Here is a 12,841-nt window from a genome sequence, read left to right on the forward strand (position 1 = left end):
TTATAGATGCAGGATCCTTTATTAAATTCGCTGATTTACGTCAGCCGCTATTACGGTCTGGCTAACTCGCCGGAAGCCTTGATAAATGGCTTGCCTTTAACCGAAGGCAAGCTGACACCATTTTTATTCCCTCGCTCGGCTGAGCGTGCCGGTCTGGTCGCGAAAGAGAACCGTTCCAAACTCGAAGATATTTCGGATTTAGTTTTGCCTGTGGTCTTACTGCTAAAAAGTGGTGATGCGTGCGTGCTTAACACTATCAACAGTGATAAACAGGAAGCAGAAATCGTCACTGGCGAATCTGGCTTAGTACCAATCGCTATTCCGCTTGATGAACTGGAAGAACTCTACATTGGTCGCTACTTTCTGGTTAAGAAACAGTTCCGTTATGACGAACGTTCTCCAGAAGTCCTCAAAACGCGCGAAGGGCACTGGTTCTGGAGCACGATTTGGCAGTCGAAGAACATCTATCGTGACGTGTTGATCGCTTCTATTCTGATTAACTTGTTTGCCGTTGCAGCGCCAATGTTTACCCGTTTGGTGTATGACAAGGTGGTGCCCAACCTCGCCTTCGAAACCTTGTGGGTGCTGGCAAGCGGTATCTTTGTCATCTTCCTGTTTGATCTGACACTCAAGATAATGCGCAGCTACTTTATCGACGTGGCAGGCAAAAAATCCGATATTCTGATCTCTTCCAAGCTGTTCAGTAAAGTACTTGGCATTCGAATGGAAGCGAGACCACCGTCGGTCGGCGCGTTTGCTCGTCATTTGCAAGAATTTGAGTCCATTCGGGAATTTTTCACTTCAGCCACCATTGGTTCTTTAATTGACTTGCCTTTTGCGCTGCTATTCCTTGTTCTAATCTGGCTGATGGCGGGTAATCTTGTTTTGGTTCCAATTGCAGGCGTGCTGATCCTAATTATCTACTCGGCGCTGATTCAGGGACCTTTGCGACGCACAATTGAAGAGGGTTCACGCCTAGCCTCACAAAAGTACGCTAACCTTATTGAGAGTCTGTCAGGGCTAGAAACCGTCAAGCTGTTTGGTGCGCAAAGCCAATTCCAGTTCCGCTGGGAAGAAGCGGTCGCTCATATGGCAAACTGGAACATCAAGAGTCGTCGCATCACAGATGGCATCCAGAACACCGCAGGCTTCGTTCAGCAAGCATCCAATGTTGGGATGATCATTCTTGGCGTGTACTTGATTGCAGAAGGTGACCTCACCATGGGTGGCCTGATTGCAGCAACCATGTTGAGTGGTCGAGCCATTGGTCCTATGGTTCAGCTTTCTTTGCTATCCACACGATACAACCAAGCCAAGTCTTCAATGACCATTATTGAACAAGTGATGGAAATGCCAGATGAGCAGGAGGAAGGGAAGCGCTATATTCACCGTCCAATTGTTCACGGTAAGATTGAATTGGATAAGGTCACCTTCCACTATCCGGACTCGCCGATAGCTTCTATTCGAGACCTGAGCATTACCATCAATCCTGGTGAAAAAGTCGCTATTATTGGTCGAATTGGCTCAGGTAAAACTACGCTTGAGCGTTTGATCCTTGGATTGTTTAAACCGACGGAAGGCCATGTTCGTATCGATGATACAGATATCGAGCAGCTGCATCACATCGACATCCGACGCAACATTGGCTGCGTGCCACAAGACAGCCAGCTCTTCTATGGCTCCATTCGCGATAACATTACTTTGGGTCGCCCATTGGCCGACGATCGTGATGTGATGGATGCGGCTAACCGCGCTGGTGTGACCGTATTTACTCAGCAAGACCCAGCAGGTCTAGAACGTCAGGTCGGTGAAGGAGGCTTATTGCTCTCCGGTGGTCAACGTCAAGCCGTTACCATTGCACGCGCCTTCCTTGGTCGCCCACCAGTGCTGTTAATGGATGAGCCAACCAGTGCTATGGATAACCGCTCTGAAATGCACATCAAGCAACAGTTAGCGCAACTAAAGCCATCGGAAACGCTGATCTTGATTACGCATAAAACATCCATGCTAGATGTGGTTGATCGAGTCATCGTTATGGAGAAAGGCTGCGTCATCGCTGATGGGCCTAAAGCTGAAGTACTCAACAGTCTTAAGCAAGGTAAAGTCAGAGCCGTTAACTAAGCTGACAAGAACAACAAAGCCGCTCAGTATTGAGCGGCTTTTCTTTATCTACGATAAGAAGAGTTGTTTAGATTAGCAGTTTGCAGGGCCTACTTCTTTCCAAACACCCCACTGACCAGATTGAGTAGGATCATCACCTTGTGTCCACCACTTCGCTTCCCAGACTTTACCATCCCAAGTCACTTGGTCACCGCCATTGTAGATTGCGCCAGAATCCCAAGCGTTGGTACAAGTACCGCCACCAGTATCCTTCTTCGCGACAACAACAGTAGCCGAAGCAGAAGACGTCGCTTGAGAGTCACTGACTGTTACAGTAAATAGCAATGAAGTATCTTGCGTGTACTCAGCAGCAGTGAATGTCACCGTTGCACCACTAATGGTGGCATTGAGTCCAGCAGGCACATCCCAACTGTACGTTAGTATGTCATTATCTGCATCACTAGAACCAGAAGCGTCAACCACTACCACATCTCCAGCATTCGCTGTAGCAGGTGCTGATACTGCCGCAACTGGCGCAGTGTTTACAGGGCCAGTGTCTTTCGCCTTTACTGTCACAACAACTGTGTCGGTGCCCGTCGCACCTTCATTATCCGTCACCGTCAATTTGAAAGTAAGCGTTTCAGTTTGCGCAACTTCAGCTACATCGAAACTCGCCTGTGCAGTGTTTGCACCCGTTAGTGAAACGCTAGTACCTGAGAGCTGTTCCCACACATAGCTTGCAACACTGCCATCCGAGTCACTTGAGCTGCTGCCATCCAGTACAACCGATGCAGGACCGGTTACTGAAACATCCGCGCCCGCTGCAGCAACTGGAGCTCGATTCGCTGGTGTTCCACCAGCTAGCCCTTCATGCATAGCATTGAGAATGTCACCGTTATCAGCGTCAATCTCCCAGGAGAATAGACCGGCAAGGCCTAAATCACGTACATATGCGCCTTTCGCTTTCACAGAGCGGTCATCATCAAACGTAATCAGCTGACCTGTAGAGCGATTCCAAACCCAAGGTGCTTCAGCTTGCGCGTCGTAGCCATATTCAAAACCGTTGATGCCAGTATTGTCCGCGCCAAGCATAAAGGATTTCACGCCTTTATAATCAATCACACCATCTTCCCAGACACCTTGTGCTGTGCTGCCTTTCAGCTTACCAGTACCTGTTCCAGTCATTGGGTCATTAGGATCGGTGAGCGTATCAGGTGTCACGCCTTCCCAACCACGACCATACATGGCGGTACCCACAACGAGTTTATTCGCAGGAACACCTTGCGCTAGCAGAAGCTGAATACCGTTGTCCGTGGTGTAAGCAGGGCCTTTGTACGGTTCGCCATTTTCATCTACACCAGAACCATCACACTGACCTGGGCGCATGAATGTACCACAGTACAGTGCCGTCTGATGACCAGGAACATTGTTCCAACCGCCGTAGAAGTCATACGTCATGGCAAAGATGTAATCCATGTACTGAACTGCATCCCCGTAGTTCACATCTTCAATTTTGTCGTAACCCACACCGATTGCTGACGTAAGCTCATACGTTCTGCCGGTGTCTGCTTCCAATTGGTCAAGCATCGCACGAAGCTCTTGCATCAACGCAATGTACGCTGGGCCATCATTTACAGGATCACCTAAATCAGGAGCAGCACCGCCGCCGCCTGGGAATTCCCAGTCAATATCCACACCATCATAAAACTTCCACGTCGTCAGGAAGCGCTTAACAGAAGCGACAAAGGTGTCTCGGTTCGCTTTGGTAGTAAAGTCAAAGAATGGGTCTGATAACGTCCAGCCACCAATGGAAGGGATAATTTTCAGATCTGGATTGCGCTGCTTAAGCGCCATTAGCATCGCGTAGTTGCCTTTGATAGGAGAACTGTACTCATGGCCTGCTTGAGGGAAGCTCTTTTGGTAAGCTGCCCATGGGTCATGAATCACGACTTCATAGTCTGGCACTCCTTTACATGCGGTCATCAGTGCGTTGTAACTGTTGCCACCGACTGATTTCACTGATTCATTCGGGCCACAAATTGGAATAAAGCCGTATAGAATATGGGTCAGGTTATCGGCAGGAATATTGTCTACCGTAAAGTCACGGCCATAGATACCCCACTCAACAAAGTAAGTACCAACGACCGTGTTAGGGTCCGTGTTGTAACTCTTGTTGTTTGGATCAACATTCATCGCCAGCGGTGCAAGGTGAGCACCATCGGTGTCAGCAACCACAATTTCAGCAGGCGCACTCGTGCTACAACCGCTTGCGTCACACGCTTCAATCGTCATTTGATAACGACCGCCATTTGCATATTTGAAGCTTGCTGTGGTCTGGCTACCGGTAATGTCTCCGGTTGCTACCTGAGCACCGTCAAAGTAAACCTTGTAGGTGTCCCCCGTTGTGCCACTCCACTGATTAAATTTAATGGTAATATCCGCTTCATCGAAATATTTCACCATGTCGTTGTAGCCAGAAGTGGTTTCCATTGCTAACTCAATCTTCGAGAACTGAAGATTGTTTGAGCCGTAAACATCAATACTAGGGGCTGTTGGTGCAGCCATCGCGGTGCCGGATAGCGCCAAAGCGATACTAGCGGCGCACAAAGTTATACGATTCATACCTATTTCTCTCATTCCTTGTACATTTACCCGAAAGTTGGGAAGTGATACCTATCATCGTAAGCCGCGTTTAACTGCCTGCTGGCCAAGTATTGAGCCGAAAGACTTATCGAGGATCGGTATTCGCTGTTCTACGGATACATCGCGAAGAACATCACTTTCAGTATTTGAGAGACTTTTTTTTTGATAAAAAAAATAAAGGTTGTTTTCGAGGCAAGATCAGAAAATAGTTGTATATACGAGGTCTGTTACATTACAAATTGGATTTCGACCCATAATTTATAAAATCCTAGCAAGCCGAGAAACATACTTATTTGTCAATAATTTAAAGAATGAGATACCAAATATTGGAGGATCGCCATTACAAAATACTGCCCCCTAAAAATTTTAGGAGGCAGGTTTTAATTAAGGATTATTTGGACTTAAATCGCGCCGTGAAATGACGCAGCACGGGAGGTTCATACTCAAACATTAAGCCTTTAAGTTCATGAGCACGCTCTTTGAGCGCAATGATCGCATCGGCAATATAATCCATGTGATCGTTGGTATATACACGACGAGGAATGGTAAGACGCATCAGTTCCAATTCCGACGATTTTTGTTTGCCTGTTTCCGGATCACGCCCCAGGAGCAACGAACCAATTTCTACCGCTCGAACTCCAGCTTCAAGGTATAGGGCATTACACAAGACGTGAGCTGGAAACTCTTCTGCTGGAATGTGAGGGAGTATCTTCGCTGCATCGACAAACACTGCATGCCCACCTGTTGGATACTGAATGGGAATCCCCCCTTCACGCAGACGCTCACCAAGATATTGCACCTGACTGATCCTATAGTGGAGGTAATCTTCGTCTGCACCTTCATAAAGGCCGCGAGCCAACGCTTCCATGTCTCGCCCTGCCATACCGCCATAAGTGACAAACCCTTCCATTGGCACACAACGCGTTTGTACGGCTTGGAACAGCTCTTGGTGATCACGAATACAGCACAGGCCACCAATATTGACCATAGGGTCCTTCTTAGCGGACATAGTCAGCATATCACCGTATTGATACATCTCTCGGATGATTTCGAGGATCGACTTATCCTGATATCCCTCCTCACGCTGTTTAATGAAATAGGCGTTTTCACAATAGCGTGCAGAATCGATCACAACAGGGATGTCATTCTTGCTTGCCAACTCATAAACCGCGCGCATGTTGGCCATAGACACCGGCTGACCACCAGAGCTGTTACAAGTCACCGTGGTGATGATGGCGCAAATGTTATGTGCACCATACTGCTCAATAGTCGCTTCAAGTTTGTCGAGGTCGAAATCACCTTTCCAGTCATACGGGGTCGTCGTATCAAAAGCATGTCTGTCGACGACATTAATGGCCTTGCCTCCATTTAACTCAATATGCCCCGCCGTGGTATCAAAGTGATAGTTGGAGATGAAAACTGGCTCCGTCCCGCCGCGAACACTGCGCATACGCTCAATCAATGCCGGGAATAGAATTTGCTCCGCCCCGCGACCTTGGTGAGCGGGCACCGTTAGTTTATAACCAAAAAAGTGCTCGACCGCCTGACAAAGATTGTAATAGTTGCGACTCCCTGCGTAAGACTCGTCCCCCATCATCAAACCAGCCCACTGGTTGTCACTCATCGCACCTGTGCCCGAGTCAGTCAGAAGGTCAATATAGACATCATCACTTTTTAATAAGAAAGGGTTCAGACCGGCTTCGTCAAGCGCAGCAACTCGGTCTTGATAAGTGGTCATTTTGATCGGTTCAACCATTTTAATGCGAAAGGGTTCTGGAATGCGTTTCATATTTAATTTCCTATAGATAGATCGATCCCTGCAGACAATCTGCATCGGATTTAAAGCGTTAAATTGCGAATAGATGGTGCGAGTGCACCCAGGAAATCAAAGCGAAGGGGATTCTTTGCTCAAAAGCGATAGGCAAAAGTCTAAGTTGTACCATGACGACAACACAAAACGGCTGTCTTGCATCCAAATGCAGTTCATAGCGTTATCCTTCTCGTAGGTTATAGACATAACCATCAATATAGTCGTGATCTCACCTATTTACCGTGAAATGTCACTCAAAATTTATAAATCACACACCCCAAAATCATTATTTAATAAACCTTAGCAAAATAAGTCATCCGTACCCCTAAACACCTGTCACACTTAGCTTGCGCTTAGTTAGTGGTTTATCATCACTGAAAGTTAAGTTTCCGTGAAATCTTATCACTTTGACATTCATCTAATTGAAATATCTGGACTTGCTAGGCAAAGTGTTGGCTAACCAAATCAAATGGATCAAGTCATGAAAATCAAAACAACATTATTGGCCGCCGTTGCATTAAGCATCAGCGGTATGGCGGCGGCTGAAGTAACCATTACCGTCCCAGACACTGTGGATGTATTGGTTGCGAACGACGCAAAACCAGAGCTCTCTGGTGGCTTCTTTTCAGCAAACAAAACGCTGACTTTACCTGACGGCGAAAACCAAGTTTTGTTCCGCTACCAGCCATACTTCACGCAAGGTAATGACCGTATTATTCTTGAAAGCGATCCCATTATTGCCACGTTTGATACCAACGATACTGAACTGACATTCGATATGCCTAAATACCGCGATCAACACGAAGCGGAGAAGAAGATTAAAAATGTCGACTGGCAGCTCACAACTGCAAGTGGTAGCGCTCTAGCAGTTACGCAGGATAAGCTCGTAAAAGACGGTATGCAGATTGGCCGAAACTTCCAGATTGAACTGGCAGATTACAACCGCCGAGGTGGTGTTGCAGCTGTCTCTGCCGCCGCTATTGGCGCCACGGTACAGCCAGTAACGCTACCTGCTAAAGTCACCAAAGAAGGCGTCAAAGGCGACTCGACTGCCGAGGAAATGCTGCATTTCTGGTATAACAAAGCCGACGCGGAAACACAGGCGCGCTTCAAACAGTTCTTACTGGAAAAGTAATCAAGCTCAATAAGCCAAAAGCCAGCGCATTAAGCGCTGGCTTTTTCTATGGCAGGGTGACCTGTTGAAATCTGATAGCACTCAAGATCGTTCTCCATCAGACACTCAAACACGACAGAATCCAGTTTCGATTCATCTACCAATTCCTGCAGTATTTGCATTGTTTCCTCAAGTGACACGCCTTGTCGATAAGGGCGTGATTGAGTCAGAGCCTGAAACACATCGGCAATGGCCACAATTCGGCTTGGTTGATCGAGATCTTTGGCTGTTTTCCCTAACGGGTAACCAGACCCATCCAGCCTTTCATGGTGATTCGAAGCCCAATCAATAACTTGGCTAGAGCGAAACATATTGGTCAATGCGTGACGGGTATCGGTCGCATGGCGCTTTATGCACGCATACTCTTCATCCGTCAGCTCTGCAGGTTTATGCAAAACCGCGACCGGAGTTTTCAGTTTTCCAATATCGTGCACTAACCCTGCCAGATACAACATTCGTTGTGCTTTGGTCGAGTACCCCAGTTGTTTACCCAGAAATGACGTTAACTCCGCAACATGACGAGAGTGCTGAAACGTGAAAGTGCTTTTTGCATCGACAATCTGGGCAAAGAATTCCGCTACAGCAATCGTGTCTTCCAATCCCAATCGAGATGAAAAGAAAGGCACCGATGGAAAGCGACTTGCCATTGTCTCGATATAGCGAGATTCCATTGAAAACCAGAAGTCATCGTTGTCTATCAACTCACACATGTGCTGAACCATATTAGGCTCAAACAAGATCCCAGCATTGGCGGTCAATTCCCCGATGATCGATTTTTTGTTGTTCTCGGTGATATTGCCGTATTGGTCTGGGTAAAAACGTGAGTAGAGATAATCAACCCGGTCAGAGATGAATAGCAATCCGGCGAGTAGTTTATCGTTTTCTGAAGCTCTGGTTTCGCCGCTCAGCTGCTCCCACCAGGTATGATGATACAGAACTGGCAATGCTAATCCAGCCAGAGGCGGGCAAGCGCTCAACAGCCCATAACCTTTAATACAATGCTTTTTGGTGTTCTCCGGAGCCATCGACTTGAATAGATAGGAACGCTCATTAGACTGCGAAACACCGCAATCATGGATCAATCCCAGGGAAAAAGCGATTTGAGCCTGCTCTTCCTCCCACCCCATTCGTTTAGCACATTGATAAGCAATGTATGCAACCCGGTGACCGTGATTTATATCATCGATCCCGACTGCATCGAGGGCTGAAGCGATTTCAAATAGCACCTGACGTAAATCTACGCTTACGTTATCAAGCGGCTCATCCATTAGTAATAACCTAACTGACTAATTTTTCTTATTTTAGGGCTGCAAGGCTAAACGATTTCCTTTCATAAAAACCACAAATTATTTAAGACTATTTATATAATTGTGATTTGCATAACGTCTTGGGTGAATTCCGTGCTACATGGAAAATGTTTTTTGCAACAAGTGTTTATGGTCATACCAGTCTTACTCTGTTAAGTTAGCTCTTCATATTCAACTTGTTTAGGTTCCTTATGTTCACAATCTCTATCGACTCTGAACTCGAACTCGCTCTTGTTCAGGAATCATTTGCCACTCAATACAGTGAATTAGTATCCACTCAAACAGAATATTTATCACAATGGTTGACTTGGCCTCCCTACTGCCAGTCCGAGCAAGATTTCCGTATGTTCGTTCAGCGTGTTTTACATGAATATGCAGACGGGAAATCAATGACCTGTGCGATCATCTATAACAGCAACATCGTAGGAAACTGCAGCTTCAACACAATTAGTTACGACACAAAAACTGTCGAGATTGGTTACTGGCTATCGCAACACCAGCAAGGCAAAGGCATCATTACGCGCGTGGTGAACAAATTGATTGATATTGCGTTTAATGAATACCAGATGGAGAAGGTCCAGCTATCTGCCGCCAAAGATAACCTACCGAGCCGACGAGTCGCCGAGCGCGTAGGTATGACCCTAGAGGGTATCATTACCAATAAGGAGAAAGTTGGAGATCGAATTCTGGATCATGCTGTCTATGGAATTCATCGCCAGAACACCCATCATTGAGTAGATTGATTCCAAGCACAGATTTATTTGTTGGCTGAGGTATTTAGACTCACTTGGTGCTAGGATTGCGGCTTTAGAATCAAAGAGAGAACACCGTGTCTTCAATGTTAAAGCTGCTCTTGGTCGTCGTAACGCTTGGTGCAGGCTTCTTCGCCGGTGACATTTACCAGTGGTTTAAAACCCGTTCCCAAGTCAAACCTTTGTCAGAATATTGCTTACTCACTACTGAAGCTTGTGAAAGCAACGATGTTCGTATAAAAGTTGATCGCGACATCAGTCAGCCATTGGTACCCACTGAAATCGTCGTCGACTGGCCCGAAGCTCAACAGGAAAGTCTGTTGCTGACTTTGGAAGGCCACGAGATGGAAATGGGTACCGCCGTATTTAAACTCAATAAAAGCTCAACAGGTCAGTTTACAGGCCAGGTTATTCTGCCGGTATGTACGACTGATGCCATGACTTGGGTTGGCGAACTCACTGATGGCCAACACAGTGTGAGCACCTCGATTAGGATGGAACAATGAGTAAGAACTGGTCTTTAATTTTAGTTGCCGCGTTTGCACTAGGCTTTGGCGTGAAAGCGTATCTGGATTCACAGCCAACGACCGAGGCTCCTGCTGCAACCAGTAAAGAAGTCGTCCTGTTCGGTGAAAATGACAAACCGGTCAAAATCTTCGATCAACAAGACTCTCGCGTACGCATCGTTTACTTTGGATTCACACGTTGTCCAGATGTCTGCCCAACCTCGCTAGCCATGTTAGCAGGCGCGCTGAATCAGGTGGATGATGAAGTAAAATCTCACTTCAGGCCTATGTTTGTTTCGCTCGATCCTGAACGTGATGCCGCGGCAGACTCATACAAATACGCCCAGTACTTCCATCCAATGATTGAAGGCTTGTCCGCGCCACTCGATGTCACCACACCTTTGGCACATAAATACGGCGTTATTTTCCGTAAGACCAAATTAGAAAACTCGGAGCTGAAGTACACCCTTGACCACAGCTCCTATTTTTATTTCCTAAAACCAGATGGCACATTAATTACTAAAGTGCCACACACGCTGACACCGGCTCCTTTGGTTGAAGCGATGAAAACACTTACGTCACAAGGAAAATCCTAATGAAGTTAAAAGCCCTCATTTTAGCGTCTATCGCACTTAGCCCACTTGCTCACGCTGCTTCAGACATCATGCTATCCCATACCTATGCACGTGCGACACCACCGAGTGCCGCCACTAGTGCTGTGTTCACTGAAATCATGAACCACAGCGCAAAAGACCGCGTTATTGTATCAGCCAGTACAGACGCTGCAGGCAAAGTTGAGCTGCATGATGTGATTAAAGATGGCGATGTAATGAAAATGCGTCAGGTAGAGCAAATTACTGTGCCAGCCAATGGTATGGTCGAGCTAAAACCCGGTAGCCTACACATTATGTTATTTGACCTGAAAAAGCCGCTGGTCGAAGGTGAGAGCATTGATGTGAAACTGACCTTCGCAAACGGTCAGGAGCAGACTGTCTCAGCACCTATCAAGAAAGTCATGAGTGGGATGAGCCACAAACATCATCATTAAGTTTTGTTGATTAGCCCGGCCTTCGCCGGGCTTTTTATTGTTCACTCTTTAGCGAGTTGGGTAGAGGTGAGCAAAGTTGTCCACCTGCTTTTCCCAGATTGGTGGTGTACCAATATGTGCCTGCACCGCAGAAATAAACTCTCTAACCAGCGCCGTTTGCTTACGATGTGGGTACAGAGCATATAGGGCGAGGCCGCGATTACATAGAGTGTAATGCGTCAGGATCGGCTTTAGATTCATCTCGGCAACTGGGCGGTATAGGTTGGAAGAGGAAATCATGGCATAGCCAAGCCCATCTTGGACGGCCGCTAACAAAGTCAGCACATCATTGACCTTGTATTTACCCGTCATTTTGTGATTTATGAACGTACTGCCACCCGGTGCTTCACTAATACGTGCCGTATCTACGGTTAATGGCCCATTACTATAGACGACAGAAGGCAAGCTCATTAGCTCCTCAGGAGTCTGAGGTTCTCCGTGCTGATCGATAAAGCTTTCAGACGCCAAAATCACCGGCCTGATGTCAGCGATTTTCTTTGCAATCAAACTCGAATCTTCTAGCCGACCAAGGCGAAATGCGACATCAAAGTGATCAGAAATAATATCTGAACGCTTATCATCCATTTGCAGGTTAATTTCCACCTCAGGATAACTGCGCATAAATTGCGTAATCACGGGCTGAAGGTAGTGCTGGCCAATATGCAAAGGTGCGGTAATGCGTATGCGTCCTTTCGGCCTTGCCTGATAAGAGTCTGCGATGGAGTGAACATGCCCTAAAGTCCCAACCAGATTATGTGCCTGCTCGAGAATTTCTTCACCCGCTGGCGTTAGGGAAAAGGAGCGCGTTGAGCGATTAAGAAGCTGCACGCCTAGTTCTACTTCCAGTTTTTTGATCTGTTTTGACAACGATGAGTTGTCCATATTGTGCAAGGTCGCAGCTTTAGTAAAAGAGCCTTGCTGCACCACATCAATAAACAGCGCTAACTGGTTAACCAAGGACATCCACTCCTCCTATTTTTGCGCCCTTTGCCACTGCACTAACCATTTGTCTAAATGGTTAGCAAATTGCTGTCGATCCGCTTGGTTTAGCGGTGCTGGGCCGCCTGTTTGGACACCACTACTGCGCATGGTTTCCATAAAATCACGAATATTAAGGCGTGATTTTATATTCTCTTTGGTGAACTGCTCCCCACGAGAACTCAACACGTGGCCGCCTTTGGTGATGATCTCATCGGCCAATGGGATATCGCTGGTGATCACCAGATCGCCAGCTTCACAGCGCTGAACAATCTCATTATCTGCGACGTCAAAGCCAGCCTGAACTTGTAGCATGGTGACTTTTGGAGAAGCAGGAGTACGAATAAACTGGTTAGCCACCAAAGTGACTTCCACGCCAGTGCGCTCAGAAGCTCGAAAGAGAATATCTCTGATAACGACCGGACACGCGTCTGCATCAACCCAAATTTTCATCTGTTACTTTCCTATATCTGCAATTGGCGCC

11 protein-coding genes are annotated in these 12,841 nt (G+C 46.9%); 6 read left to right on the forward strand and 5 right to left on the reverse strand.

Annotated elements, in window-relative coordinates:
- Positions 1 to 6: 6 nt before the first annotated feature.
- A complete protein-coding gene (locus tag FIU99_RS20605) occupies positions 7 to 2,121 on the forward strand; it encodes a type I secretion system permease/ATPase (protein ID WP_006960198.1) in 2,115 nt (704 codons plus the stop codon).
- Between the two features lie 72 nt (positions 2,122 to 2,193).
- On the opposite strand, the gene FIU99_RS20610 is transcribed toward FIU99_RS20605, so the two are convergent.
- Positions 2,194 to 4,722 (reverse strand): glycosyl hydrolase family 18 protein, encoded by a 2,529-nt coding sequence (locus FIU99_RS20610; RefSeq protein ID WP_039951874.1) that lies wholly within the window; start codon positions 4,720 to 4,722, stop codon positions 2,194 to 2,196.
- Between the two features lie 412 nt (positions 4,723 to 5,134).
- Complete coding sequence (locus FIU99_RS20615; RefSeq protein WP_006960196.1) at positions 5,135 to 6,532, reverse strand: tryptophanase; 1,398 nt, start codon at positions 6,530 to 6,532, stop codon at positions 5,135 to 5,137.
- 502 nt (positions 6,533 to 7,034) lie between these two features.
- On the opposite strand from FIU99_RS20615, the gene FIU99_RS20620 reads away from it, so the two are divergent.
- Positions 7,035 to 7,688: a DUF2057 family protein gene (locus FIU99_RS20620; protein WP_006960195.1), complete on the forward strand. Its 654-nt coding sequence runs from the start codon at positions 7,035 to 7,037 to the stop codon at positions 7,686 to 7,688.
- 29 nt (positions 7,689 to 7,717) lie between these two features.
- Here the strand turns inward: FIU99_RS20620 and FIU99_RS20625 are convergent, their stop codons facing one another.
- A complete protein-coding gene (locus FIU99_RS20625) occupies positions 7,718 to 8,995 on the reverse strand; it encodes an HD-GYP domain-containing protein (protein WP_006960194.1) in 1,278 nt (425 codons plus the stop codon).
- A gap of 230 nt (positions 8,996 to 9,225) precedes the next feature.
- Between FIU99_RS20625 and FIU99_RS20630 the strand changes: the two genes are divergently transcribed.
- The 4 genes from FIU99_RS20630 to FIU99_RS20645 all read left to right on the forward strand — a co-directional run bounded on the left by FIU99_RS20630 (position 9,226) and on the right by FIU99_RS20645 (position 11,340).
- A complete protein-coding gene (locus FIU99_RS20630) occupies positions 9,226 to 9,768 on the forward strand; it encodes a GNAT family N-acetyltransferase (RefSeq protein ID WP_006960192.1) in 543 nt (180 codons plus the stop codon).
- A 104-nt stretch (positions 9,769 to 9,872) separates the two neighbouring features.
- A complete protein-coding gene (locus FIU99_RS20635) occupies positions 9,873 to 10,292 on the forward strand; it encodes a hypothetical protein (RefSeq protein WP_019276986.1) in 420 nt (139 codons plus the stop codon).
- Positions 10,289 to 10,888 carry an SCO family protein gene (locus FIU99_RS20640; protein ID WP_006960189.1) on the forward strand — a complete coding sequence of 200 codons (600 nt, stop codon included), beginning with the start codon at positions 10,289 to 10,291 and terminating at the stop codon, positions 10,886 to 10,888. Before FIU99_RS20635 ends, FIU99_RS20640 begins: the two co-directional genes overlap by 4 nt.
- The gene (locus tag FIU99_RS20645) at positions 10,888 to 11,340 is read left to right on the forward strand and encodes a copper chaperone PCu(A)C (RefSeq protein ID WP_006960186.1); all 453 of its coding nucleotides are present in this window, start codon (positions 10,888 to 10,890) and stop codon (positions 11,338 to 11,340) included. The genes FIU99_RS20640 and FIU99_RS20645 overlap by 1 nt, the downstream gene beginning before the upstream one ends.
- 48 nt (positions 11,341 to 11,388) lie before the next feature.
- Here FIU99_RS20645 and FIU99_RS20650 read toward each other — a convergent pair whose 3' ends face one another.
- Both FIU99_RS20650 and FIU99_RS20655 read right to left on the reverse strand, forming a co-directional pair.
- The gene (locus tag FIU99_RS20650; protein ID WP_006960184.1) at positions 11,389 to 12,342 is read right to left on the reverse strand and encodes a LysR family transcriptional regulator; all 954 of its coding nucleotides are present in this window, start codon (positions 12,340 to 12,342) and stop codon (positions 11,389 to 11,391) included.
- A gap of 9 nt (positions 12,343 to 12,351) precedes the next feature.
- Positions 12,352 to 12,810, reverse strand: coding sequence for a YaiI/YqxD family protein (locus tag FIU99_RS20655; RefSeq protein WP_006960182.1), 459 nt, complete (start codon positions 12,808 to 12,810; stop codon positions 12,352 to 12,354).
- Positions 12,811 to 12,841 lie beyond the last annotated feature (31 nt).

The sequence above is a fragment of the Vibrio sp. THAF64 genome (assembly GCF_009363455.1).
In the GTDB taxonomy this organism is placed as follows: Bacteria; Pseudomonadota; Gammaproteobacteria; order Enterobacterales; family Vibrionaceae; genus Vibrio; species Vibrio coralliilyticus.

Bases quoted from the DNA above. Each gene is read 5' to 3' on its own strand.
- FIU99_RS20605 (WP_006960198.1), top strand. From the start codon at position 7: ATGCAGGATCCTTTATTAAATTCGCTGATTTACGTCAGCCGCTATTAC.
- FIU99_RS20610 (WP_039951874.1), bottom strand. From the start codon at position 4,722: ATGAATCGTATAACTTTGTGCGCCGCTAGTATCGCTTTGGCGCTATCC.
- FIU99_RS20615 (WP_006960196.1), bottom strand. From the start codon at position 6,532: ATGAAACGCATTCCAGAACCCTTTCGCATTAAAATGGTTGAACCGATC.
- FIU99_RS20620 (WP_006960195.1), top strand. From the start codon at position 7,035: ATGAAAATCAAAACAACATTATTGGCCGCCGTTGCATTAAGCATCAGC.
- FIU99_RS20625 (WP_006960194.1), bottom strand. From the start codon at position 8,995: ATGGATGAGCCGCTTGATAACGTAAGCGTAGATTTACGTCAGGTGCTA.
- FIU99_RS20630 (WP_006960192.1), top strand. From the start codon at position 9,226: ATGTTCACAATCTCTATCGACTCTGAACTCGAACTCGCTCTTGTTCAG.
- FIU99_RS20635 (WP_019276986.1), top strand. From the start codon at position 9,873: ATGTTAAAGCTGCTCTTGGTCGTCGTAACGCTTGGTGCAGGCTTCTTC.
- FIU99_RS20640 (WP_006960189.1), top strand. From the start codon at position 10,289: ATGAGTAAGAACTGGTCTTTAATTTTAGTTGCCGCGTTTGCACTAGGC.
- FIU99_RS20645 (WP_006960186.1), top strand. From the start codon at position 10,888: ATGAAGTTAAAAGCCCTCATTTTAGCGTCTATCGCACTTAGCCCACTT.
- FIU99_RS20650 (WP_006960184.1), bottom strand. From the start codon at position 12,342: ATGTCCTTGGTTAACCAGTTAGCGCTGTTTATTGATGTGGTGCAGCAA.
- FIU99_RS20655 (WP_006960182.1), bottom strand. From the start codon at position 12,810: ATGAAAATTTGGGTTGATGCAGACGCGTGTCCGGTCGTTATCAGAGAT.